The sequence below is a fragment of the Entomohabitans teleogrylli genome, from assembly GCF_001484765.1.
Taxonomy (GTDB): domain Bacteria; phylum Pseudomonadota; class Gammaproteobacteria; order Enterobacterales; family Enterobacteriaceae; genus Entomohabitans; species Entomohabitans teleogrylli.
Genome location: NZ_KQ947385.1, coordinates 1 through 24,968, shown reverse-complemented (window position 1 = coordinate 24,968; position 24,968 = coordinate 1). Strand labels below are relative to the sequence as shown.

Sequence of the window (24,968 nt, the reverse complement as noted above, 5' to 3'; positions counted from 1 at the left end):
AACATCCTGCTGCGGTACAGACATCTGCCCGACAACAACGCTATCTATCCGCCGGCGCAAACTCGCCGGCCTGACTGCGGGCGGCTCCCCCGCGATACGAGGGAGCGCCGGGTTTACTCGTCTTCTAACAGCGCTTCATAGGCCGTGGCGTCCAGCAGCCCGTCCAGTTCGGACTCATCGCTGGCTTTAATACGCATAATCCATCCGGCGCCGTAGGGCTCGCTGTTAACCAGCTCCGGAGAATCATTCAGTTCATCGTTGACGGCAATCACTTCACCGCCGATCGGCGCATAGATATCGGATGCCGCTTTTACTGACTCGGCCACCGCGCAGTCATCGCCGGCGCTGACAGTCGCGCCCACTTCCGGCAGATCGACAAATACCATATCGCCCAGCAGTTGCTGCGCGTGTTCGGTGATACCGACGGTGTAAGTACCATCCGCCTCTTTACGCAGCCACTCGTGCTCTTTGCTGTATTTCAGTTCATTTGGCACATTGCTCATTGATTCTCTCCTGATAGCAAACTTACTGCGCGACCGGTTTTCCGGCGCGAACAAAAACAGGTTTCGTGACTTTGACAGGCATTTCGCGATTGCGGATTTGCACTACCGCGCTGTCGCCAATCCCCGCCGGCACCCTCGCCAGCGCAATGCTGTAGCCGAGGGTCGGTGAAAAGGTACCGCTGGTAATAATCCCTTCCTGCTGATTACCCTGCGCATCGGTAAAACGTACCGGCAGTTCGTTACGCAGTACGCCTTTTTCAGTCATGACCAGCCCCACCAGTTGCCCGGTGCCCTGCTCGCGCTGCGCTTCCAGCACATCACGGCCAATAAAGCGCCGATCGGCAGGTTCCCAGGCGATGGTCCAGCCCATATTGGCCGCCAGCGGTGAAACGCCTTCGTCCATCTCCTGGCCGTAGAGGTTCATTCCGGCCTCCAGACGCAGGGTGTCCCTGGCCCCCAGGCCGCAGGGTTTCACCCCGGCCGCGACCAGTTGCGCCCAGAATTGCGGCGCCTGCTCTGCAGGCATCGCGATTTCATAGCCGGCTTCCCCGGTATAACCGGTAGTGGCGATAAACAGATCGCCGCTCTGTACGCCGAAAAACGGCTTCAGATCGCGGGTCGCGGCACGCTGTTCCGCGTTGAACAACGTCGCCGCTTTTTCCCGGGCATGGGGCCCCTGGACGGCGATCAGCGCCAGATCGTCACGCACGGTAATATCGATCCCGTAAGGCTCGGCATGGCGAGTAATCCAGGCCAGATCTTTTTCGCGGGTAGCGGAGTTAACCACCAGCCGGAAAAAATCTTCACTGAAGAAGTAAACAATCAGGTCGTCAATGACGCCTGCGGAAGCATTAAGCATCGCGCTATACAGCGCTTTACCGGGGATGGTGAGTTTGGCGACATCATTCGCCAGCAGATAGCGCAGGAATTCGCGGGTCCGACTGCCGCGCAGATCGACAATCGTCATGTGAGAAACATCGAACATACCGGCGTCGTTACGCACCGCGTGATGTTCATCAATCTGCGAGCCGTAATGCAGCGGCATCATCCAGCCGTGGAAGTCCACCATACGGGCGCCGCACAGGTTGTGCTGTTCAAACAAAGGGGTCTGTTGAGCCATTTTTTCCTCATTTTACCTACGGAAGGGCTACGCCCGGCAAAACAATACCCACCAGATTTCCGGGTGCGGATAACGGCAGCGACCCTGCCGTCCGGGCTGCAACCAGAAATATGCCGGGTATGCAGACAAAACCTGGCGCCGACACCCGGTTTCCGGTATCGACGCAAACGTTCTCTTTCCCCTGAACTTACCACCGTTGGCGTCGCTAAACCATAAGCTGAAGTGAAGCATCGGATTAGCTTATGACCTAATCCGCCTTTGCAGTGGCCAGTGAATTAAACTGTTAAAATGCGATTCAGCCCGCACAAACATAGTAAGAATCAGGCAAAAATTAGTGACAGATAACATTTCCCGACAAAGCTTAAACAAAATCACTGTCGCACCAGACGGGTCAGATAAAAAAAACTAATCCGAAGAAAGGGGTGAAATTAGAATATTTCAAATGAGAGGGGAACATCCCTTCCCGTTTGCCGGGAAGGGAAATGTGATGCAGTTAACGTAACCAGGCGGGTAAATCGTGCAGGCCCATCGCCTGGCGCAACAACTGAGGTTTAACCCCCGGCAATGTGTCAGCCAGCTTCAGTCCGACATCGCGCAGCAGCTTTTTGGCCGGATGTTCGCCGGCAAACAGTTCACGGAATCCCTGCATCCCGGCCAGCATCAGGGCGGCGCTGTGCTTACGTGAGCGCTCATAGCGGCGCAGATAAAGGTGCTGACCAATATCTTTGCCCTCTTTATGCAGTCGCTTCAGCTCGGCGATCAGCTCCGCGGCATCCATAAAGCCGAGATTAACGCCCTGCCCGGCCAGCGGATGAATGGTATGCGCCGCATCTCCCACCAGCGCCAGGCGATGCGCGGCGAACTGGCGAGCATAGCGCCCGGTCAGCGGGAATACCTGACGCTCGCTTTCCAGCGAACATAGCCCGAGGCGCATATCAAACGCCACCGACAGCGCCTGGTTAAACGCTGTCGCGTCCAGCCCCTGCATACGCTGCGCTTCGTCCGGCGCCAGCGACCAGACGATCGAGCACAAATGGGCATCGCTCAGAGGCAGAAACGCCAGAATACCGTCGCCGTGAAAAATCTGCCGCGCTACCGCATCATGAGGCTGGGCGCTGCGAATAGTCGCCACCAGCGCATGATGACGGTAATCCCAGAATGTTAGCGGAATATCCGCCTGCTGGCGCAGCCAGGAGCGGGCGCCATCGGCGCCAACCACCAGCCGGGCAGTCAGCATCGCGCCGGATTTCAGGGTCAGGAAAGCGTCATTCTCTCCCCGGGCGACCTGCTGTAATTCCGCCGGCGCCAGCAGAGTCACATCGCTACAGCGCGAAGCCTGCTGCCACAGCGCGTGGTGGATCACCCGGTTTTCGATGATATGACCAAGATGGCTATAGCCATACGCTTTATCATCAAACTCAATCCGCCCGAAACTGTCTTTGTCCCACACTTCCATGCCGTGATAGCTGGCGGAGCGGGCGGCAATGGTCTCCCAGACCCCCAGGCGCCCCAGCAGCCGTTCGCTGGCGGCATTAATGGCCGATACGCGCAGCGCGACGGGTTCATCCGCGGCAACAGGCTGCGGCGGATGCTGCTCCAGTACCGCGACCCGCAGGCCGCTGCCCTGTAGCCCGCAGGCGACCGCCAGCCCGACCATACCGCCGCCGACAATGGCTACATCTACACTCTGCACATTCATTCTCCTGTTAACGCGCCACCCAGCCGAGGGTGCGGTAGGCCAGCGTGCTGCGCACCGGCGGAATCAATTCCAGAGCCATCAGGCCCATATTGCGCCCTATCACCAGCGGCGCCCAGCGATTGGCGAACAACTGAACCAGACCGTCGGTTAATCCCACCGTTGCGGACTTATCTGCCTCGCGGCGCGCCTGCCAGGCCGCCAGCACCGGGTAACTCCCCGGATCCTGCTGGTTTTGCCACGCCGCGGCCAGCGACTCCGCCAGCGTCATCACATCGCGCATTCCGAGGTTAAAGCCCTGGCCGGCAATCGGGTGCAGAGTCTGCGCCGCATTACCCACCAGCGCCAGGCGGTGGGTGATCGTTCTGTCGGCCCGGGTCAGCGCCAGCGGATAGCTGCTGCGCCTGCCGGTGTGAGTAATACGCCCCAGGCGCCAGCCGAAAGCGCGCTGTAGTTCAGCGCAGAAACGCGTATCGCTCCAGCCCATAACGGCATCGCGCTGCGCCAGCGGATGGCACCACACCAGCGAACAGCGTCCGTCAGACATCGGTAACATCGCCAGCGGACCGAACGCCGTAAAACGCTCCCAGGCGCGTCCCTGATGCGGTAGCGCGGTGGAGACGTTGGCAATCACCGCCGTCTGCTGGTAATCCTCCTGATGCCAGGTGATGCCGCACTGCGCCGCCAGCGCGGAACGGGTGCCGTCCGCCGCCACCAGCAACTGGCCTTCCAGTACTTTGCCGCTTTCCAGCGTCACCGACACCCGGGATTCGCTGCGGGTAAAACTGCTCACCCGCTCCGGACAGTGTAGCGTCACGCCCGGCGCTTTACGCAACAGGGCGAACAGCCGCTGCCCGACTTCATGCAGTTCCACCACCTGACCGAGCGCATCAATCTGGTAATCAGCGGCCTCCAGGGTGACAAACCCGGCATGGCCGCGATCGCTGACGTGTACCGAAGCGATCGCCGTGGCGCAGTCGGCCACAGACGGCCAGATGCCGAGCCGCACCAGATGGCGGCAGGTACCCTGGGCCAGCGCGATGGCCCGGGCGTCAAAACCGGGATGCGCTTCGGATTCCGGCGCCGTCGCCTCCACCAGATGAACCGGTAACCGACCACCGGTCAGGCGCGAGATAGCCAGCGCCAGAGTGGCGCCAGTCATTCCGCCGCCGACGATGATCACGCTCATGCTTTTGCCGCTGCCATCAGCGCCTCAATATCCTGCGCGCGTTTCACCACGCTGGCGGTCAGGTTCTCATTGCCGGTTTCGGTGATCACAATATCATCCTCAATGCGAATGCCGATGCCGCGGTATTCGGCAGGTACATTTTCGGCATCCGGCGCAATATACAGCCCCGGTTCCACGGTCAATACCATGCCCGGCTCAAGCAGACGCGAGCGATCCGGCCCATATGCGCCGACATCATGGACATCCAGCCCCAGCCAGTGGCTCAGGCCGTGCATAAAGAACGGGCGGTGAGCGTTATCGGCCACCAGTTGTTCGACGTCCCCATGCAGGATTTGCAGATCCACCAGACCACGCACCATAATGCGCACCACCGCTTCGGTGACCTCCTGAATCGAAGTACCCGGACGATACAGTTGCAGCGCGGTTTCCAGCGACGCCAGCACAATGTCGTAAATCGCCCGCTGAGCGGGGGTAAATTTACCGTTTACCGGGAAGGTGCGGGTAATATCGCCGGCATAACCCTGGAATTCGCAGCCGGCGTCAATCAGCACCAGATCGCCGTCGCGCAGGGCGCTTTCGTTTTCGGTGTAGTGGAGAATGCAGCCGTTTTCACCGCCGCCGACAATGGTGTTGTAGGAAGGAAAGCGCGCGCCGTGGCGGCTGAACTCATGGAGAATCTCCCCTTCCAGTTGATATTCAAACATCCCCGGACGGCATCGCTCCATCGCCCGGGTATGGGCCAGCGCGGAAATCTCCCCCGCCCGGCGCATCACCGCCAGCTCTTCCGGCGATTTGAACAGACGCATTTCATGCACCCAGGGACGCCAGTCGGTCAGCGTTGCCGGCGCACGCAGATTCTGACGCGCACCGCGGCGCAGCTTATCCAGCGCGGCAAACACCAGCTCATCGGCATAGCCATATTCCCCCTGGGCGTGGTACACCACATCCAGTCCGTTAAGCAGCAGATGCAATTGTTCGCCGGTTTCGTTGAAAGCCAGCGCCCGATCGACGCTCAATGCCTGCAGCGCCGCTTCCTGACCAAGGCGACGGCCAAACCAAATCTCCGCGCTTTTGTCGCGCAGGCGATTAAACAGTACGCTGTGACTGTGGCTCTCGCCGCTCTTAATCAGCACCAGCAGCGCCTGCGGTTCATTGAACCCGGTGAAGTACCAGAAATCGCTGTTCTGGCGGTAGGGGTATTCGCTGTCCGCGCTGCGGGTAACCTCCGGCGCGGCAAAAATCAGCGCCGCGCTGCCCGGGGCCATTTTCGCCAGCAGCGCCTGACGGCGGCGAAGAAATTCCTGCTGAGTCATAACATCTCCTGTAGCCATGCACTGCGCGCCCGACCAGCGGGCGGGCGCCAGATTGATCTCTGCCTGCACCAGGCGTTACACCACCGGGTTACCCTCAGTGCAACGTCGGTTTACGGACTTCCGGCGCGGTCGGCGCGGGCCGGGTAAATGTGTCGTGGCACAGCAGTGCGGCGACGCGCACATATTCGACTATCTCCTCCAGAGACATTTCCAGCTCTTCCTGATCTTCGTCTTCGTCGTACCCCAGTTGGGCGATATTGCGCAGATCGGCAATCGCTTCGCCAGTGTCGCCGCTGACCTTATCCAGTTTCGGCTGGGTAACGCCCAGCCCCAGCAGGAAGTGGTTCACCCACCCGGCCAGCGCATCGGCGCGATCGAATACCGTGGCGTCGTCCCCCGGCATATACAAATGGAATAAGAACCCGTCATCTTCCAGCGCATCGCCGGTGGCGCCGTGCATCTGGCGCAACACATCCGCCAGGCTCTGGCTGAACGCCAGGCCTTCATTGGTCAGGTCATGAAGCAGCGGCAGCCAACTGCTGTCTTTATTGCCGCCGCACAGCATTCCGCTGATTAATCCGTGCATCTCTGCCGGGGTCAATCCCACGCCCTGCTGGTTGAGTAACCGGGCAACTGTGGGGTAGTCCGGCATTACGTTCTGTATAGACATGCGCTTTCGTCATCGTTGGGAGGAGTTGTTCGTGTTATGCTACCACTTTGGCCCCCGGAGATACCAGAAAAGGGCTGGTATCTTCATGGTCGGGTAACTATAGTGTCGCCCCCTCGCGTCACAGTGTAAAACGCGCAATGACGGGGCAGTCAAACAGCAGGAAGGTGGCATGTCTGCACAACCAGTCGATATCCAAATTTTTGGTCGTTCTTTGCGAGTAAATTGTCCGCCGGAACAGAAGGATGCGCTGAACCAGGCTGCGGAGGAGCTGGATCGGCGGTTGCAAGATCTGAAAGAACGCACTAGAGTCTCAAATACAGAACAACTGGTCTTCATCGCCGCGTTGAATATCTGCTATGAACTGACGCAGGAAAAAGCGAAGACCCGTGACTATGCTGCCAGTATGGAGCAACGCATCCGGATGCTACAGCAGACCATTGAACAGGCATTACTTGAGCAAGGTCGCATTACCGATCGTCCCGGTGCAAAGTTTGAATAACACTTCCTGGTCAACTATGGTAAAGTGACTTCGAAGACAAAATTTCTCTGAGATGTTTGCAAGCGGGCCAGTCCCCTGAGCCGATATTTCAAACCACAAGAATGTGGTGCTCCGCGGTTGGTGAGCACGCCCGGTTAGTCCGGGAAGCCTTAAGACTGTGACGCTGCATTCACCTTGAACCCAGGGTTCAAGGGTTACAGCCTGCGGCGGCATCTCGGAGATTCCCTCTCGTTTTTATTACCATGACCCAATCCTCCTGCGAAAGACAGATTCTGCGCCAACAGATACGCCAGCGTCGTCGCGCCCTGAGCCCTGAACAGCAACAACAATCTGCGGCTGAAGCCGCCCGGCGCATGATGGCCTGGGCCCCGGTCGCCAGCGCCGGCAGCGTGGCGGTATTTCTCTCTTTCGACGGCGAACTGGACACCCGACCGCTTATTGAAGCGCTGTGGCAGGCTGGCAAACAGGTTTATCTGCCGGTATTGCACCCCTTCAGCCCGGGAAATCTGCTGTTTCTCGGTTACGATCGGCAAACGCCGCTGGTTATCAACCGTTTCAGAATTGCCGAACCACAGTTGGACGTGCGTCGCGTACTGCCGTTAGCGCAGTTAGATGTGCTGGTGACGCCGCTGGTGGCATTTGACGCCCGGGGGCAGCGGCTGGGAATGGGGGGCGGGTTCTACGATCGTACCCTGCAAAACTGGCGGCAATATCGCCTGCAGCCGGTCGGCTACGCCCACGACTGCCAGCAGGTGGCGGAGCTCCCGGCCGCGCAGTGGGATATTCCCCTGCCAGCGGTGATCACCCCGTCCGCCCTGTGGCAGTGGTGAATTACTTCAGACTGGTGACCAGCGCCTTGCGCTGCCCTTCCAGAGTGATGACTTTCTGACAGACATCGCGGCCAAACTGTTCAAAATCCTGCTGCTGATTTTTCCACTCGCTCTGGATAGCGCTTTGCAGACCGCCAAGGCTGCCCAGTACCCCCTGTAAAGGGTTACCGCCGCCTTTCAGTACTGCCTTTGCGCCCATCTCATTGATACTGTCCTGCAGCAGCCCGCCCATGGTCTGATTCACCAGTTGCTGCCCGTCGGCGCGAACCTGATTGATGCCTTTATAGTGGAACATCAGCCCATCCTGGCGGCGCTCGATAATGCGCCCCATCTGCTCTTTAAGCTGAGAGTCCAGTTGCGTCAGGCGGTTACGCATATTGCTGCTCTCTCCGACCTGTTCGGTGATGATCCTGTCCAGCGCCACGCGGCCTTTTTCCAGACGGGCCCGGGCTCCCTGATCGATCCACGGCAGATCGCTGCGCAGCGCCTGCTGGTAGTTCAGCGCCTGCTGGCGTTGCTCCGCGCTCAGGCTATATTGCTTACCGTTAAAGGTCACATCGCCCGCCGGCGTAATCTGTAGATTGCCGTTTTCCCCCACCACCTGGACGGACTGAGGATTGATAGCCACGTCGTCGCGCGGCGTTACACTGCACTGGTAATCGGCCTGTGCCTGCATGGCGGTAACCAGCAGCGTCCCCAACAGCATTTTACGAATCATAACCACTCCCGATAAAACCAGTACCCTACGGCCCGGGCAGGCCGACCCGTGAGACCAGTAACCAACATCAATCCGGTCGCAAACCCCACCCGGGATGGCTGTTAACCACAAAGCCCAAAAAAGCGCGTTTTTTGGGCTTTGTCAGTAAAATCGGACCGAATAACCCGGCCCGTTCAGCGATGCCCTGGCGTTCAGTCCCACCAGACGTCAAACAGGCAGCTCAAACGGATCTCTTCCAGCTTGCGCTCCTCAAGCCACTTACGAACCACGGCCTGATGCTCTTCAGTACACTTGCCGATCTCCTGCATGCAAACCAGCCCTTCCCATGCAAGATAGCCGCTACCGTCAAACGCCAGTTTGTTCGGCTCAATCACTTCATTAATGAAATCATCAACGGTCTGGTCGATAGACTCTTCGCTGGTGCCTTCCGGGAAGCGCCAGGCGACGGAAAAACCCAGCTCCTGAAACTCATCAATGTGCATCTTTTTACGCAAACGACGGCTACGCTGCCTGGCCATTATTTCACCCTCTCGAACATTAAGTCCCATACGCCGTGGCCAAGACGCTGACCACGCTGTTCAAATTTCGTCACCGGGCGGGATTGCGGACGGGGAACGAAATCATTACTTTCCGACAGGTTTTTATATCCGTCAACGGAAGACATTACTTCGAGCATATGTTCGGCATAAGGTTCCCAGTCGGTGGCCATATGAAAAACGCCGCCGGTTTTGAGCTTGCTTTTCACCAGCCCGGCAAACGGCGCCTGAACAATGCGGCGTTTATTGTGGCGCGCTTTGTGCCACGGATCCGGGAAGAACAGTTGCACCATCGACAGCGCGTTATCCGGCACCATATTTTCCAGTACCTCAACAGCGTCGTGACACATGACGCGCAGGTTCTCCACCCCTTCTTCATGAGCGGCGCTCAGGCAGGCGCCGACGCCCGGGGAGTGAACCTCAATACCCAGGTAGTTATGATGCGGATTGGCTTTCGCCATCGCGACCAGCGATGCCCCCATCCCGAAGCCTATCTCCAGCGTCACTGGCGCTTCGCGGCCAAAAACGACGGCGAGATCCATCATCTGCCCGCTGTATTCGATGCCCATCACCGGCCAGTAGTGGTCCAGCGCGTGCTGCTGCCCTTTAGTCAGGCGCCCCTGGCGACGGACAAAACTGCGAATCCGGCGCATCGGGCGGCCTTCTTCATCAAATTCCGGTGAAATGACATCGTTGATCATGTGATTTAAATCTGCTCAGGTTAATGTTGAGGAAACGGGCATTATCCAAAGATAATCCCGCTATGCAAGCACCGGAAAGTTCCGGTTTACAGCACTCCTCGCTCTGTGCTGGAATCAGCACCCGGATAATGACTCACGGATAATGAGCTGTTTATGATGCAAGCGCTTCAATTCTCACGCCAGGTACTCGCCTGGTACGATAAATATGGCCGCAAAACGCTGCCCTGGCAGCAGGAAAAGACCGCTTATAAAGTGTGGCTTTCAGAAGTTATGCTGCAACAGACTCAGGTTAGCACCGTGATTCCCTACTTTCAGCGTTTTATGGCGCGCTTCCCGACGGTCACCGACCTGGCTAACGGGCCGCTCGACGAAGTGCTGCATCTGTGGACCGGGCTGGGCTATTACGCCCGGGCGCGTAATCTCCACAAAGCGGCGCAGCAAGTGGCGCAGCGCCACGGTGGAACCTTTCCGGAAGATTTCGCATCCGTGGCAGATTTACCCGGCGTGGGGCGCTCCACTGCTGGCGCCGTACTCTCTCTGGCGCTCGGCAAGCATTTCCCAATTCTTGATGGCAACGTCAAGCGCGTGCTGGCCCGCTGCTATGCCGTCGAAGGCTGGCCGGGCAAGAAAGAGGTGGAAAACCGCCTGTGGCAAATCAGCAGCGATGTCACGCCGGCGGAGGGGGTCAGCCAGTTCAACCAGGCGATGATGGATCTCGGCGCCATGGTATGTACCCGTTCAAAGCCGAAGTGCGAGCTGTGCCCGCTGAATGACGGCTGTATCGCCTTTGCCCACGGTACTCAGGCGAAATACCCGGGCAAAAAGCCTAAACAGACGCTGCCGGAGCGCACCGGATACTTTTTATTGATGCAGGATCAGCAGAGTCTGTTCCTGATGCAGCGCCCGCCGGTTGGTCTGTGGGGCGGGCTGTACTGTTTTCCGCAGTTTGACGATCGGCAGGCGCTTTGCGACTGGCTGGCGCAACGCCATATTCCAGCAGATAATCTCACGCAACTTAACGCCTTTCGCCATACATTTAGCCATTTCCATCTGGATATTGTGCCAATGTGGCTACCCGTGTCCTCTTTCGCCGGATGCATGGATGGCGCCGCAGGTCTCTGGTATAACTTAGGCCAGCCGCCATCTGTCGGGCTGGCGGCGCCCGTGGAGCGCCTGTTACAACAATTACGCGCCGAGCCGGTGACTCTCCCCGCCGCCCGCGCCGTTAATGAGGAATAAAAATGAGCAGAACGATTTTTTGTACATACCTGCAGCGCGATGCTGAAGGCCAGGACTTTCAGCTATACCCGGGCGAGCTGGGCAAGCGTATTTACAATGAAATATCCAAAGAGGCCTGGGCGCAGTGGCAGACTAAACAGACCATGCTGATTAACGAGAAAAAACTCAATATGATGAATCCGGAGCATCGTAAATTACTTGAACAGGAGATGGTTAATTTCCTGTTCGAGGGGAAAGATGTTCATATTGAAGGCTTTACGCCCCCGGAAAAATAATTCATCGGGCCTTTGGCCGGGCGTAAGCGCGCCTGGCAAGGCTGGTGTAATCCCTGACGAATAACACAACTCGCACTCCCGGAATGATGAAAAAAATTCTTGCGCTGGCCATCATCGCCCCGCTGCTGGTGTCCTGTTCCAGCAAAAAGGCGGAAAACCCGTTTAAAGAAGAGTGGGTAAAAGATACTAACGGTTTTGATATTCTGATGGGCCAGTTCGCCCACAATATCGAAAACCTGTGGGGATTTAACGAAGTCCTGATTGCCGGCCCCAAGGACTACGTTAAATATACCGATCAATATCAGACCCGTAGCCATATTAACTTTGATGCCGGGACCATGACCGTAGAGACCATTGCCGGCACTGAACCGGCTGCACATCTGCGCAAGGCTATCATCTCCACCCTGCTGATGGGCGATGACCCGAACTCTATCGATCTCTATTCAGACGCCAATGATATCCAAATTTCCAAACAGCCGTTCCTCTACGGCCAGGTGCTGGATAACACCGGCGAGCCGATCCGCTGGGAGTGGCGCGCATCGCGCTTTGCCGATTATCTGTTGCAAACCCGCCTGAAGAGCCGCAGCAGCGGGCTGAAGATTATTTACAGCGTGACCATCAATCTGGTCCCCAACCATCTGGATAAACGTGCGCATAAATATATTGGTATGGTGCGCAAAGCGGCGCGCAAATATAGCGTCGATGAATCGCTGATTCTCGCGGTGATGCAGACAGAGTCCAGCTTTAACCCGTATGCGGTAAGCCGTTCCGACGCGCTGGGGCTGATGCAGGTCGTGCAGCATACCGCCGGTAAAGATGTGTTCCGCTCGCAGGGCAAATCCGGGACCCCGAGCCGCAGCTATCTGTTCGATCCGGAAAATAATATTGATACCGGCACCGCCTACCTGGCGATGCTCAACGATGTCTATCTGGGGGGCATCGCCAACCCGACATCGCGGCGCTATGCGGTGATCACAGCTTATAACGGCGGCGCGGGCAGCGTTTTGCGGGTGTTCTCCAGCGACAGAGTGCAGGCGGTGAATGTCATCAACACCATGGCGCCGGGAGATGTTTATCAGACCCTGACCACCCGCCATCCGTCCCAGGAATCGCGCCGTTATCTGTATAAAGTCGATACCGCGCAGAAAGGCTATCGCCGTACCCGCTAGCAATCGTGGAGGGCCGTATTCCGGCCCTCTATGACGCTGACGAAGGAGAAAAAACATGGTTTTTCTTCCTTCGTGGTTATCAGCCGAAAATCAATACATTGATTTTCCTTGTTTGTTATTAGGCGATACCGGCACGCCGGGATCTGTCATCAATCTCAGAGGGCCGTATTCCGGCCCTCTTTCTTTCAGCGAATCATATTGCCATACAGACGCTTAATCCCGTCGACATCGGTTTCGCTGTAGACGCCCTGTAGCTCCGGGGAAAAGCCGGGCAGCAGATTCACCCCCTCCTCCAGCGCCAGGAAGTAGCGCTGCGCCGCCCCGCCCCATACCTCGCCAGGCACCACGCACAGCACCCCGGGCGGATAAGGCAGCGCCCCCTCCGCCGCGATGCGCCCCTGCGCTTCGCTCAGGCGCACCAGTTCAGTATTACCGCGAATAAATTCGCTGTGGGCGTCCTGTGGATTCATCGCCACTTCCGGCAGGCTGCGCTGGCGGAACATCGCCTTTTGCAAATCCTTCACGCCGAAGCTGACGTACAGATCGTGCATTTCCTGGCACAGGCGCCGCAGGGTATAGCCTTTATAGCGCTGCGGATACTTCTGGTAGATAGTCGGCAGAACTTCCGCCAGCGGCGTATCCTGCTCAATATGCTGCTCAAACTGCGCCAGCATGGCTGTTAAATGCGCCATTTTCTGCGGGCTTTCCGCCGGCGTTAGCAGAAACAGGATCGAATTCAGATCTGATTTCTCCGGCACGATGCCGTTTTCCCGCAGGTAGTTCGCCAGTATCGCCGCCGGCACGCCAAAGCGGGCATATGCGCCGGTCTGCGCGTCGATACCCGGCGTGGTAAGCAGCAGCTTGCAGGGATCCACCAGATATTCGTCCCGGGCGTAGCCGCTGAATCCGTGCCAGGTGGCATCCGGTTCAAAGCTAAAGAAACGCCGATCGCTGGCTATGGTTTCGGTCGGCCAGTCCTGCCAGGGGCGCCCGTCAATTTCTGGCGGCACAAAAGGTTTGAACAACTTACACTGGGCAAAGATAGCCTTGCGCGCCTCAATCCCCAGTTCCACGCATTCTGCCCACAGGCGGCGCCCGCTCTCCCCTTCATGAATTTTGGCGTTAACATCCAGCGCCGCAAACAACGGATAAAACGGACTGGTAGAAGCATGCAACATAAACGCATTATTCAACCGCTTATACGGACAGAAGCGCGCCTGACCGCGAATATGGTTGTCTTTTTTGTGGATCTGCGATGTTTGTGAGAACCCGGCCTGCTGCTTATGCACCGACTGAGTGACGAAAATCCCCGGATCGTTTTCATTAAGTTCGAGCAGCAGCGGCGAGCAGTCGGCGATCATCGGGATAAACTGCTCGTAGCCGACCCAGGCGGAATCAAACAGGATGTAATCGCACAGGTGGCCGATGGTATCGATAACCTGGCGGGCGTTGTACAGCGTACCATCGTAGGTACCCAACTGGATGATGGCGAGGCGGAACGGCCGATCCTGCATAGCGCGATCCGGCGCCACTTCGGCAATGCGCTGGCGCAGATAGTCTTCATCGAAACAGTGAGCGTCAATACCGCCAATAAACCCGAATGGATTGCGCGCCGCCTCAAGATAAACCGGGGTGGCACCCGCCTGGATCAGCGCGCCATGGTGGTTGGATTTATGATTGTTGCGATCGAACAACACCAGGTCGCCGCGGGTCAACAGCGCATTAGTGACCACCTTATTCGCCGCCGAAGTACCGTTGAGCACAAACCAGGTTTTATCCGCGTGAAACACCTGTGCCGCGAATTTCTGAGCGTGTTTGGCAGACCCTTCGTGGATCAGCAAATCGCCGAGCTTCACGTCCGCATTGCACATATCGGCGCGAAAGATGTTCTCACCGAAGAAGTCATAGAACTGGCGCCCGGCCGGGTGTTTTTTAAAGAACTCGCCATGTTGATGTCCCGGGCAGGCAAACGTACTGTTGCCCATGGCGACATATTTACTCAGAGTATTAAAAAACGGCGGTAGCAGATTTTCTTCATACCCGGCAGCGGCAGCCTCCAGCTCCAGATAGTCCTGCCCTCTGTCGCGGATCGCGCCAGTAATCCCTGCAGGTAATTCCCCCTGCGCTTCTCCGAACAGAAAAACCGGCACACCAAAACCGGTACGTTTGAGCAGCGCCAGTATGCCGCTACGGGCATCGGCGGCAGACACTACCAGCGCCGCAACATCAGTAAAATCCGTTTCATCCAGCGCCACCACTTCCCGATGGGTGGATAACAGAGTAACCACATCATGACTTGCGGCAATTTTTAACGCATTCATAAGCACAAATCCCCAGGCGTCAAGGATGAGTGAGTGCCAACGGCACGGCAAAGGGGAACACTCCCCGGCGGAAGCATCTGAAAGGCCTGACTGGATCCCAGCACCGACCGCCAGACATCAGTAAAAACAGAGCGTCTCTGGTTTTACTGCTGCCCTGCAGTGAGCGTCAGTTACCCTCACCGCATAACGGGCGACGGGATCAGGAAAGGAGAAACACCACGGGAGGCGCGCTGCGCGACGTAGCGCAGTCCAACGAAAGCTGACGGTGTGAACGTTGCAGTCATTAGCAGCCCCGGGTGAAAGGCAGAGAAAAATTCCGCGCCATGATGGCACCTTTCCCCGCAGGGCGCAAGGCTGTGGCGCCCTGGTGTAACAGGCAAAAGATGGCGGTTCTGGTCTGCGCAGGAAAAGTAGTTACTGAAGAAGGCGTTAGCGGGAAAGCTGGCAGGAAATATGACCGGAAAGCGACAGGCTTTTCAGATGGGATCGGGCATCAGGTGGGATCGGAACGGTTATTCCCCTTGCTGGCGGCAAGTCTCTCCTCTNCTGGGCTGGGCTGGGCTGGGCTGGGCTGGGCTGGGCTGGGCTGGGCCAGAATGACGCTTTTTAGCGCAACGCGTTGATATATTGTCCATCTGCAGGACATTTTGATAAATTTCGTTGACGAAGTCGGCTGAATCAGGTTTAATGCGCCCCGTTGCCCGGATAGCTCAGTCGGTAGAGCAGGGGATTGAAAATCCCCGTGTCCTTGGTTCGATTCCGAGTCCGGGCACCACTTATTCAAAGAACCCAGCCTGTGGCTGGGTTTTTGCTTTTCGTATTCCCGGACTCTTCATCGCCCTGCTCCTAAAAATCCACCAGTATTATCCATATATGCCGGACCATTCGTTTTCCAGCATACCCTCTACGCCCGCTGAAATAGCTGAGCTTAGCGCTTTCCGTTTAGCACCCAAAAAATACCTGGCAAGAAAGGACTCATAGCGTCTGTCATCAGGATTACCGAAAGCACACCACTCCCATCATTCCAGGCCAACGTTACAGCAAAGACAAAACGTGCCGACCCCGTCAGGCCTGGTATTCAGTGGCTGATGATGTGTGGTTTGGGGTGGGCCAGCAAGTTATCAGCCCTGAAGACTACCTATTTCAGATCCAACAATGTTATTACGCGGGCAACCTCTGCAATATCACTGGCGGATAACGGCTTAAGTGGACGAGGCAGACAGTCAGTATCCGTAAGCCCAAGAACCCCCGCCGCCGCCGCCATCACACGGATACTTCCGCCATGTTTGCGGTAAAGAGCCCATAAAGGTTCCATCCGATCAACCAGTGCGGTAACCCGCTCATGATCTTTCATTGCCGCCGCCTGCGTGATTTGCTTTGCGATTTCCGGGAATAGACCACCGCACACAGAATACCAGGTCTCACAGCCCGCATTGAGTCCCAGACCAGCAAAAGCATCGCCACTGATACCAATCGTCACGCCAGGGTGAAGTTGACTGCGTAACGCCCTGACCCGCTCAGCGGCAGCCTCTGCTGTGTGAGGTACACCGGGAATTTTGACTGAACCAATTCCATCCAGTGATGACAGGCGACCATGTAGTTCATCAGAAAACGTAAAATGTGTAGTACCAGGATTATCATATACGCATATCGGCAGTGACGTGTGTCGGCTCACGGTTTCAAAGAGACTGAAAACTTCATCATTGCTGAGCGGCTGGTAACTAACCGCGGGCAGTAACAATGCATCAGCCCCCGCCTCTTGAGCATCTTCTGTTAGACGAAGAATGTCGTCGGTACTGACGGCACCAACACATATCATCACAGGAATATTCCCTGCCAGTTCGCGGGCAAGGAGAGCGACACGTTTACGTTGCTCTCGTGTCAGGTAGGCATAACTTCCTGTCGAGCCAAGTATCCCCAGGGAATCGACCCTTGCGGCTATCAGACGCGTCAGGATTTTCCTGAAACCGGCTTCATCTACGCCGTTGCGGATGACAGGGGTTAACGGGAAAGCGCACAAACCAGTGAACATTTTCTTTCTCCTGCATGACATATTGAGTGTTATTGCGCAATGAGAACCACTTCAAACCACAGGCCTGTATCATTTGACCCTGGCTCAAAGTCAGTGCAGCGCTTCGTCTTTCCGGAGACTTCGGATGAATTCAACCACAATCAGGTCATTTAATGATGAATGCGCTTTCCCTTGAGCGTATTCCCTGCGCCAGTTATTGAGTTTAACCTGCGCATCTTCCTGCGACAGGAACCCGTGAATATTCACTCACCAAATACTACTGCTGCTTAATAATATCTCCAGGCTGGCAATGCAGCGCCTTACAAATAGCATCCAGGGTACTGAACCTGATAGCTTTCGCCTTACCACTATTCAGAATAGATAAGTTAGCCTCAGTAATGCCAATAATCTCTGCCAGCTCTTTTGCTTTCATATTTCTCTCCTTTAATACTTCATCGAGAGTCACAATAATTGCCATATTAAATTACCAAATCCTGCTCATCTTTTAGCTCCTTCGCCTGCTCCAGGATACAACTTAATGCAATCAAACCGGTTCCCAGTAATATTTGCAATAATCCGTACAATTCTACACTCACCATAAACAGATAACTATCATGATATTCATAGAACAGGAGTCCCGTCGCATATCGGAACGCCAGGCTAAAAAGGTAGCCGAAGACCAGGGTAAAGCCAATATAGCGAGTGTTACGGATACGTTTTCTGGTGAAAAGTTCGCCGTGGCGTACGCCGGAAAAGAAAAAATAGATCTGTAGCAGCACCAGAAAAATCACAATATTATCAAAGACAAAAAGAACATTTTCTTTAACGATCCAGTCCGCCTGCTGCGCCAGAGGATAGAGCACTTCGCCGGTCATTTGCTCCGCCGACGAGTATAAAAAGAAAATACATTGTACCGGGACGATAACCATCGCGAGCAGCAACAAGATTTCCATAAACCAGCACAGCTTAACCAGTGTCTTGCGATGATGTGTCAATGTCATTTGTCCTTCCTCACGGTTATGCCTGTACTGTCAGTGCGCCTCTGCCGTTTGTCAAGAAAAAATTATCGCAAAACAATAATTGCAACCGGGCATTACGGCCTCTGCACAGCGCCAATTTCAGGCCGTTCATCCCGCAGATTCCGTACCCGTAAAGCATGTCCCTTACCAACAAGGTCGCGAATCACCTGTGAAACCGGTTGATTTACATACAGTTAATTTATTATCGTTTATCAATAATTTTTTGATTGACATATTATCGACAAACGATAATTATTGCAGCATCATCAACAATGCGCCACTGTCCCGGAACGGATGAAAACCACCAGCGATACACCTGATGACAATTTAATCAACGCCTGTAAAAAAGCATTACTGAAAACGCCCTGAGGCCAACAAAAATATCATTGCCGGGACCGAGGATTATCCACCCGCTGGTATCAATAATGTGAACACTCGCAACAACAGTCATATTTCAGCAAGGAGGAGGCATGATATCTTCTACGCGACGGATTTTTCTTGCCCTCGCTATTTTAGTGTTCAGCATTATCGCCGTGAGTCTCTATTTATGGTTACAACCATCCCCCCGGGAATGGTTAACCGTCCCGGTGCGTCGAGGGGAAATACAGAGCATTATTTCTGTCATCGGAAAAATAGAGGCAGTTGAGCGGGTAAATATCGGCGCCCAGGTATCCGGGCAGCTAAAATCGCTGAAAGTTAAGATCGGCGACCATGTAAAAAAAGGCCAGTTGATTGCTGAAATTGACTCCCTGCCCCAGCGTAATGAATTACGTAACGCCGAGGCGGCGCTACAGGTGGCCAGGGCAGAATTACAGCGCAGAGAAGCCGCGCTGAAGCGTCAACAATCCGCCTTCCGGCGCCAACAGCGGATGCTGCGGGAAGATGCCAGCTCGCAACAAAATTATGAAGAAGTAAGCGAAGCGCTGGCCGGCGCGAAAGCCGATTTAACCGCACAACAGGCGAGGATCGTCCAGGCGCAGATTGAAGTCGATAAAAAGCGGCTTGATCTAAGCTATACCCGAATTATGGCGCCGATGGACGGTACCGTGATCGCCATTATTACCAAACAGGGGCAAACCGTTAATTCGAACCAGAGCGCGCCGACAATTGCCCGTCTGGCTCGTCTGGACACCATGACCGTCAGAGCCCAGATTTCCGAAGTCGACATTAATAGTATTCGCCATGGGCAAAAAGTCTGGTTCACTATTTTCCCGGAACCGGAAAAACGCTACGCCGCCACATTACGCATGATTGAACTGGCGCCGGAATCCATGATGAAACAAGACGCCGGCTCCGGGACTAACGACAGCGCCTCACCGACGGCGACAAATTCCGCGGTGTATTACCACGCGCTGCTCGATATACCGAACCCGGATAATAAACTGCGCATCGCCATGACCGCCCAGGTTTCTTTTTTGCGTCAGTCGGCCAGCAACGCCCTGTTAATTCCGCTACAGGCAATGAAAAAGGGGCCGAACAACAGACCGTATGTTGAAGTGATAAATCAGTCTGGGGTGCCGGAAATACACTTTATTACTACCGGTATTACCGACCACGTGGATATCCAGGTACTTGACGGTCTGCGGCCAGGCGACAATGTAGTATTACAGACTCCAGTCGATGAAGCCCGTCAGAGCGAGCCGGCATTATGAATATCATTGAACTGAACAATATCTGCCGTACTTTCCGCAATGGTTCACTGGCGATTCAGGCGCTGAGGCAGATTAATCTGACCATCAGCGCCGGAGAAATGATCGCCATCACCGGCCCATCGGGATCGGGAAAATCCACCCTGATGAATATCCTTGGTTGTCTGGATAGCGCAGACTACGGCGATTATGTTCTTCGCGGGCAGAATATCGCTCGTCAGCCCGCGGACTTTCTTGCCCGGGTCCGCCGCGAGCATATCGGCTTTATTTTCCAGCGCTATCATCTGATCCCCTCTCTTACTGTGCTGGAAAACGTCGAGATCCCGGCGATTTACGCCGGTGTCAATCGAACTCAGCGCCAGACCATGGCAACTCAACGGCTTGCGCAGCTCGGGTTACAGGGATATCAGCACCATAAACCCGGGCAACTTTCCGGCGGCCAGCAGCAGCGCGTCAGTATCGCTCGCGCCCTGATGAACGGCGCGGAAATCATCCTTGCCGATGAGCCGACAGGCGCCCTGGACTCCCGGGCCGGACAGGAGGTGCTCAACATCCTCGCGCAGCTAAACCAGCGCGGTCATACAGTCATCATCGTAACCCACGATATCCAGGTGGCGCAGCGCGCCGGACGTATTATCGAGCTGAAAGACGGGGAAATGATTGCCGATAGCGGCGCCCCGGTAGCCATTCCCCCGCCAGTCGGCATGTTAAAAACGCTGCTTCCCGGCAACACCCGCGCCTCCTTTATCGCCCGACTGACAGAGCCGTTAAGTATGGCGCTGCGAGCGATGAATGTTCACCGTCTGCGTACCGCCCTGACAATGGTGGGGATCCTTTTCGGTATCGCCGCCGTCGTGACCGTGGTCGCACTGGGGCAAGGCGCCCGGCAAACGACGCTGGAAAGTATTCAGGATCTGGGCGCCAGTACGGTATCTATCTACCCGGGGCAGGATTACGCGACCGATAACCACAATCCTGTACAGTCACTCACCCCATCCGATGCCGGCGCGCTGATGCGACAACCCTTTATTGATAGCATCAGCCCGGAAATACACACCACGCTACCCGTCCGTTATCAGGCGCAGTCATCCAGCGCTACAGTACAGGGCGTCGGGCAAGACTGGCTCCATATTCAGGGCATCAGGCTGCCTGAAGGGCGCAATTTTTCCAGCGGGGACGATGCTGGTCTGGAGGCGATCATTGATATCAACACCCGCAATCTGCTGTTCGGCCCCCGCAGCGACGTTGCGACTGGCAAAATCATCCTGCTGGGCGCTGTGCCGGTCACAGTTGTTGGCGTGGCGAATAATGAAACAGGTGCTGCGGCAAACCGTCTGAACGTATGGGTTCCGTGGCGCACAGTGATGTACCGGATGACCGGTCAACTGTCGTTGAGCAGTATCAGTATTCGCCTGAAACAACATATCGCCAGTGATAACGCGGTGGCATTGATCAGCCAGTTGCTGATACAGCGCCATGGCAGCAAAGATTTCATGATCTTTAACCGTGATAAAGTACGTAAATCAATCGAGCGCGCCACGGCGACCCTTAATCTCCTGATTCTCTCGGTGGCATCCGTTTCACTGCTTATCGCCAGCATTGGCGTAATGAACATCATGCTGGTTTCGGTTACCGAACGTACCCATGAAATCGGCGTGCGCATGGCGGTGGGCGCCAGACGCAGCGATATCATGCGCCAGTTTTTGCTCGAAGCAGTGCTCATATGCCTGATCGGCGGAGGGCTCGGTATTGCGCTGTCGCTGCTGCCCGGCGCGGCGCTTGCCGGGAGCGATAACGATACGCTGCGGGTTATCTGGTCTACGCAGGCAGCAACGATAGCCTTTATGTGCTCAACGCTGACCGGCGTCCTGTTTGGTTACCTTCCGGCACGCAAGGCCGCGCGCATGGATCCGGTAGCAGCGCTGACGAGTGAATAACCCATGGCAATCTCCAGACTCTTTTTGACCTGCGGCTTACTGTGCCTGAGCGGCTGCGGAAATGTACTTAAAAGTCATTATACGGCGCCGCCGGTGCGCTACCCGGAATACTGGCGCGCCCTCCCCGCCGTTAATATGACCAGTAACGTTCCGTTTCGCTGGCGCGATTTTGCCGATCCCGATCTCGAAAACTGGCTGCGACAGGTTCTGTCGCGTAATAACAGCGTCGCGCTGGCGATACTTCGGCTACAGCGCGCCCGGCTTGACGTCAGGCGAACGGATATTAATCGTTTTCCTGAAACCAGCCTGAATTTGAGCAACAGCAGTCGCCGCAATCTGGATAGTGCATCTTCCCTGGAGCACAGCAGCGCCGCGCAGTTCAACGTGCGTTATGAAGTTGATTTATGGGGTAAACAGGCCAGGCAACGGGATGCCGCCAGACTGATTCGCGAGGCCACGGCTGCGGATCTTGCGGCTGCAAAATTGACGCTGATAACCGAGGCCAGCAAAAATTACTGGCGACTGGCCTTTCTTCACCAGCGCCTCGCCGCCAGTCAGCAAAGCCTGGAATGGGCTCAAAAAGGACTGCAACTGGTTCGTACTCGTTACATGGCCGGCCATGTTTCAGGGCTGGATCTTATTGAGGCGGAACAAAACGTCATTACCCGGCAAAATCACCGTGAGACGCTGCAACAACAGCTTATTGAAGCCAAAAATGCCCAGTCGCTGCTGCTGGGCGCGCCGCCGGGAACCGTGCTGGCGGAGCCCCACAAGCTGCCCGCTGGGCCGTTTCCGGAAATCAATCCCGGCATCCCGGCTCTGGTGCTGGCACAGCGATCGGATCTGGCCGCCAGCGAACTTCGCCTGCGTGAGGCCCTGTCTCAGGTTGATATCCGGCGAGCGCAGTATTACCCCTCATTCAGCCTGACTGGCAACTTTGGCGCCAGCAGTAATGCATTGCTGGAATTTATCAGAAACCCACTCGTTACATTTGGCACAGGACTGGCGCTGCCTTTTATTCAGTGGCGCCAGATGGATGTCGATGTGGCGCTGGCCCGCAATGATTACCAACAGCGCCGGCAGGCCTTTATCCAGACACTATATAAAGCCATGGTTGATGTAGAAAATAGCCTGGCAAAACGCAGGCAACTACAGAATGAAGAACGGCGATTACGCCAGTCGCTGGCACTTGCCGCAATTTCACAAACCCTCAACGAAGTTCGCTACCGGGAGGGGGCCACCCCGATTAATTTCTGGCTGGATGCTCAGGAAAAACACCGCCAGGCTCGCCTGGCGCTGGATACCAACCGCTATGAGCAACTACAAAACCTGGCGCAGCTTTATCTGGCGTTTGGCGGCAACAGTCAGGATATTCAGGCCATAGATCTGCAATGGCGATCGGCGACGCCCGGCCCACGCAACGGTTCAGCGCCGCAATGATTGCAGGGCATAATTCCACCTGCGGAAAATCGCTGATGTTCCAACGTATCCCTGGCTTTCTGGCATGATCTTTTCCTGAGATATATTTCATTTAAAATACTATATATCGATATTGAAATTCAATAATTCCCCGCTCTGCCTCACAAAAAAAACCATCTATAAACCATCAAGCCCATTAGCTTAATAAGGTTACCAGGCTAATGAATAAATAAACTTTTATTTTTACTATCTCCGGCTATTCTTTTTTTAGAAAAAGAGGGTTTACTGATTAAGGTATACCTGGCGTATTCCTGCCTCAGGAATAAATGCATCTCTTTCTAATATATGGTGAGGCGTTATCCACTGCGGCCGCAGGCAGGTTAAACCCTCCTGAGCGTAAGGGGTTGTGCGGCTTCGATGGACAACGAAGAAAAAAACAGGCGATATATTATATAAACAAAGATTTGGCATTTGCTATTTATTTAAAACCGGCTAAGAAAACGAAATATATTCTGTATAACCGTAAAAACAGAGAACACGTATCTTCTGAATAAAGGAGATGGCGGTCTCTGTGAGTGTTCAGCTCATTGATCAATCTTCTGCGAGAGAATATATAATATGAACAACATCAGTATAGCCCCCAGGGATGGTGGTATATCCTCTGTGGTCAATGGCAGTGAGGTAAAACTCACTGAGCCATCCATTGTAAAGCTTAAGCTTAACCCCAGTGATATTGCCGCACTAAACCGTTCCGGAAACGACCTGGTTGTCACGCTACATTCAGGCGAAAAACTGACAGTCAAAGATTTCTTTGTGGCTGACGCTCAGGGCCATTCCAGCGAGCTGGTACTGGAAGATGGTAGTGGCGCATTATCGTGGGTCAAAGATCCCGGCGGCGTGTTCCACGTTGAACCCCTTACCGATATCGATACTTTACTTCTAGATGCTGCCGGAGGAGAAAGCTCCACAAGTTATGCAGGCCTGGCGCTGGTCGGTGCTGCCGGGCTGGCCGGGATAATCCTGATGGCCAATGACTCCAACAGTGATTCGAACACCCCGCCACGACTGGATGATGACTCGGATTCCGATTCTGACTCTGATGCGGACGCCGATGCGGACTCCGACGCTGATGCTGATGCGGATTCCGACAGTGACTCCGATTCCGACAGCGACTCCGATGCTGACGCCGACGCGGACGCTGATGCCGATGCGGATGCCGATGCGGACGCGGATTCCGACTCTGATGCTGACGCCGATGCTGATGCTGATGCCGATGCGGACGCTGATGCTGACGCCGATGCCGATGCCGATGCCGATGCCGATGCCGATGCCGATGCCGACGCCGATGCCGATGCCGACGCTGACACTGATGCGGATGCCGATGCGGATGCGGATTCCGACAGTGACTCTGATTCCGACAGTGACTCTGATTCCGACAGCGACTCCGATTCCGACACCGATTCCGACGCGGATGCCGATGCCGATGCCGATGCCGATGCCGATGCCGATGCCGATGCCGATGCCGATGCCGATGCCGATGCCGATGCCGATGCCGATGCCGATGCCGATGCCGATGCTGATGCCGATGCCGACTCCGACGCGGATGCCGATGCCGACGCTGATGCCGATGCCGACGCTGATGCCGATGCCGACGCGGATGCTGATGCCGATGCTGATGCTGATGCCGACTCCGACGCGGATGCTGATGCGGATGCCGACGCCGACGCGGATGCGGATGCGGATGCGGATGCGGATGCGGATGCGGATGCCGATGCCGACGCCGATGCCGATGCCGATGCCGATGCCGATGCCGATGCCGATGCCGATGCCGATGCCGATGCCGATGCCGATGCCGATGCCGATGCCGATGCCGATGCCGATGCCGATGCCGATGCCGATGCCGATGCCGATGCCGATGCCGATGCCGATGCCGATGCCGATGCCGATGCCGATGCCGATGCCGATGCCGATGCCGATGCCGATGCCGATGCCGATGCCGATGCCGATGCCGATGCCGATGCCGATGCCGATGCCGATGCCGATGCCGATGCCGATGCTGATGCCGATGCCGATGCCGACGCGGATGCCGATGCCGATGCCGACTCCGACGCGGATGCCGATGCGGATGCCGATGCGGATGCCGATGCGGATGCC

The 24,968-nt window shown here is 55.9% G+C and carries 22 protein-coding genes, 1 tRNA gene and 1 other RNA gene; 11 read left to right on the top strand and 13 right to left on the bottom strand.

All coding sequences use genetic code 11. The features are described from left to right. Positions 1-113 precede the first annotated feature (113 nt). The 6 genes from gcvH to AQ981_RS11895 all read right to left on the bottom strand — a co-directional run bounded on the left by gcvH (position 114) and on the right by AQ981_RS11895 (position 6,491). Positions 114-503: a glycine cleavage system protein GcvH gene (gcvH, locus tag AQ981_RS11920; protein WP_058911972.1), complete on the bottom strand. Its 390-nt coding sequence runs from the start codon at positions 501-503 to the stop codon at positions 114-116. 22 nt (positions 504-525) lie between these two features. Continuing rightward, positions 526-1,623, bottom strand: a complete 1,098-nt coding sequence (gene gcvT / locus AQ981_RS11915) for a glycine cleavage system aminomethyltransferase GcvT (RefSeq protein WP_058911971.1) — start codon at positions 1,621-1,623, stop codon at positions 526-528. 493 nt (positions 1,624-2,116) lie between these two features. Then, the gene (ubiI, locus tag AQ981_RS11910; RefSeq protein WP_058911991.1) at positions 2,117-3,316 is read right to left on the bottom strand and encodes an FAD-dependent 2-octaprenylphenol hydroxylase; all 1,200 of its coding nucleotides are present in this window, start codon (positions 3,314-3,316) and stop codon (positions 2,117-2,119) included. A 13-nt stretch (positions 3,317-3,329) separates the two neighbouring features. After that, positions 3,330-4,508 carry a 2-octaprenyl-6-methoxyphenyl hydroxylase gene (gene ubiH / locus AQ981_RS11905; RefSeq protein WP_058911970.1) on the bottom strand — a complete coding sequence of 393 codons (1,179 nt, stop codon included), beginning with the start codon at positions 4,506-4,508 and terminating at the stop codon, positions 3,330-3,332. Beyond that, positions 4,505-5,821, bottom strand: a complete 1,317-nt coding sequence (gene pepP / locus AQ981_RS11900; protein ID WP_058911969.1) for a Xaa-Pro aminopeptidase — start codon at positions 5,819-5,821, stop codon at positions 4,505-4,507. Before pepP ends, ubiH begins: the two co-directional genes overlap by 4 nt. A gap of 94 nt (positions 5,822-5,915) precedes the next feature. Then, a complete protein-coding gene (locus tag AQ981_RS11895; RefSeq protein WP_058911968.1) occupies positions 5,916-6,491 on the bottom strand; it encodes a YecA/YgfB family protein in 576 nt (191 codons plus the stop codon). 169 nt (positions 6,492-6,660) lie between these two features. On the opposite strand from AQ981_RS11895, the gene zapA reads away from it, so the two are divergent. From zapA to AQ981_RS11885, 3 genes are all read left to right on the top strand, one after another. Further along, positions 6,661-6,990 carry a cell division protein ZapA gene (zapA, locus tag AQ981_RS11890; RefSeq protein ID WP_058911967.1) on the top strand — a complete coding sequence of 110 codons (330 nt, stop codon included), beginning with the start codon at positions 6,661-6,663 and terminating at the stop codon, positions 6,988-6,990. Between the two features lie 41 nt (positions 6,991-7,031). Continuing rightward, a non-coding RNA gene (gene ssrS, locus AQ981_RS26045) (6S RNA) lies at positions 7,032-7,215 on the top strand. A gap of 17 nt (positions 7,216-7,232) precedes the next feature. Then, positions 7,233-7,820, top strand: a complete 588-nt coding sequence (locus tag AQ981_RS11885) for a 5-formyltetrahydrofolate cyclo-ligase (protein ID WP_058911966.1) — start codon at positions 7,233-7,235, stop codon at positions 7,818-7,820. Position 7,821: 1 nt separating this feature from the next. Here the strand turns inward: AQ981_RS11885 and AQ981_RS11880 are convergent, their stop codons facing one another. The 3 genes from AQ981_RS11880 to trmB form a co-directional block, all read right to left on the bottom strand. Next, a complete protein-coding gene (locus AQ981_RS11880) occupies positions 7,822-8,538 on the bottom strand; it encodes a YggN family protein (protein WP_058911965.1) in 717 nt (238 codons plus the stop codon). Between the two features lie 191 nt (positions 8,539-8,729). Continuing rightward, the gene (locus tag AQ981_RS11875; RefSeq protein ID WP_058911964.1) at positions 8,730-9,056 is read right to left on the bottom strand and encodes a YggL family protein; all 327 of its coding nucleotides are present in this window, start codon (positions 9,054-9,056) and stop codon (positions 8,730-8,732) included. After that, entirely contained in the window at positions 9,056-9,775 is a 720-nt protein-coding gene (gene trmB / locus AQ981_RS11870) for a tRNA (guanosine(46)-N7)-methyltransferase TrmB (RefSeq protein ID WP_058911963.1), read from the bottom strand. The genes AQ981_RS11875 and trmB overlap by 1 nt, the downstream gene beginning before the upstream one ends. A gap of 156 nt (positions 9,776-9,931) precedes the next feature. On the opposite strand from trmB, the gene mutY reads away from it, so the two are divergent. The 3 genes from mutY (at position 9,932) to mltC (ending at position 12,458) form a co-directional block, all read left to right on the top strand. Beyond that, on the top strand, positions 9,932-11,014 hold the full coding sequence (gene mutY / locus AQ981_RS11865) for an A/G-specific adenine glycosylase (RefSeq protein ID WP_121500652.1): 1,083 nt from the start codon (positions 9,932-9,934) through the stop codon (positions 11,012-11,014). 2 nt (positions 11,015-11,016) lie between these two features. After that, a complete protein-coding gene (locus AQ981_RS11860; RefSeq protein WP_058911961.1) occupies positions 11,017-11,289 on the top strand; it encodes an oxidative damage protection protein in 273 nt (90 codons plus the stop codon). Between the two features lie 86 nt (positions 11,290-11,375). Beyond that, positions 11,376-12,458, top strand: a complete 1,083-nt coding sequence (mltC, locus tag AQ981_RS11855; RefSeq protein ID WP_121500649.1) for a membrane-bound lytic murein transglycosylase MltC — start codon at positions 11,376-11,378, stop codon at positions 12,456-12,458. 185 nt (positions 12,459-12,643) lie between these two features. On the opposite strand, the gene AQ981_RS11850 is transcribed toward mltC, so the two are convergent. Then, the gene (locus AQ981_RS11850) at positions 12,644-14,779 is read right to left on the bottom strand and encodes an ornithine decarboxylase (RefSeq protein ID WP_058911959.1); all 2,136 of its coding nucleotides are present in this window, start codon (positions 14,777-14,779) and stop codon (positions 12,644-12,646) included. A 699-nt stretch (positions 14,780-15,478) separates the two neighbouring features. On the opposite strand from AQ981_RS11850, the gene AQ981_RS11840 reads away from it, so the two are divergent. Continuing rightward, positions 15,479-15,554 (top strand) — tRNA-Phe (locus AQ981_RS11840). 363 nt (positions 15,555-15,917) lie between these two features. Here the strand turns inward: AQ981_RS11840 and AQ981_RS11835 are convergent. The 3 genes from AQ981_RS11835 to AQ981_RS11825 form a co-directional block, all read right to left on the bottom strand. Then, positions 15,918-16,811: a dihydrodipicolinate synthase family protein gene (locus AQ981_RS11835; RefSeq protein ID WP_058911957.1), complete on the bottom strand. Its 894-nt coding sequence runs from the start codon at positions 16,809-16,811 to the stop codon at positions 15,918-15,920. A gap of 256 nt (positions 16,812-17,067) precedes the next feature. Then, on the bottom strand, positions 17,068-17,268 hold the full coding sequence (locus AQ981_RS11830; protein WP_058911956.1) for a helix-turn-helix domain-containing protein: 201 nt from the start codon (positions 17,266-17,268) through the stop codon (positions 17,068-17,070). A 1-nt stretch (position 17,269) separates the two neighbouring features. Then, positions 17,270-17,791 carry a DUF2975 domain-containing protein gene (locus tag AQ981_RS11825; protein WP_058911955.1) on the bottom strand — a complete coding sequence of 174 codons (522 nt, stop codon included), beginning with the start codon at positions 17,789-17,791 and terminating at the stop codon, positions 17,270-17,272. Positions 17,792-18,279: 488 nt separating this feature from the next. Between AQ981_RS11825 and AQ981_RS11820 the strand changes: the two genes are divergently transcribed. The 4 genes from AQ981_RS11820 to AQ981_RS11800 form a co-directional block, all read left to right on the top strand. Beyond that, positions 18,280-19,461: an efflux RND transporter periplasmic adaptor subunit gene (locus AQ981_RS11820; RefSeq protein WP_058911954.1), complete on the top strand. Its 1,182-nt coding sequence runs from the start codon at positions 18,280-18,282 to the stop codon at positions 19,459-19,461. Next, complete coding sequence (locus AQ981_RS11815; protein ID WP_058911953.1) at positions 19,458-21,395, top strand: MacB family efflux pump subunit; 1,938 nt, start codon at positions 19,458-19,460, stop codon at positions 21,393-21,395. The genes AQ981_RS11820 and AQ981_RS11815 overlap by 4 nt, the downstream gene beginning before the upstream one ends. A gap of 3 nt (positions 21,396-21,398) precedes the next feature. Continuing rightward, a complete protein-coding gene (locus tag AQ981_RS11810; RefSeq protein WP_071608882.1) occupies positions 21,399-22,835 on the top strand; it encodes a TolC family protein in 1,437 nt (478 codons plus the stop codon). A 597-nt stretch (positions 22,836-23,432) separates the two neighbouring features. Beyond that, positions 23,433-24,968, top strand: a 1,536-nt coding sequence (locus AQ981_RS11800; RefSeq protein ID WP_154675937.1) for a BapA/Bap/LapF family prefix-like domain-containing protein, incomplete at its 3' end; no start/stop codon positions are given.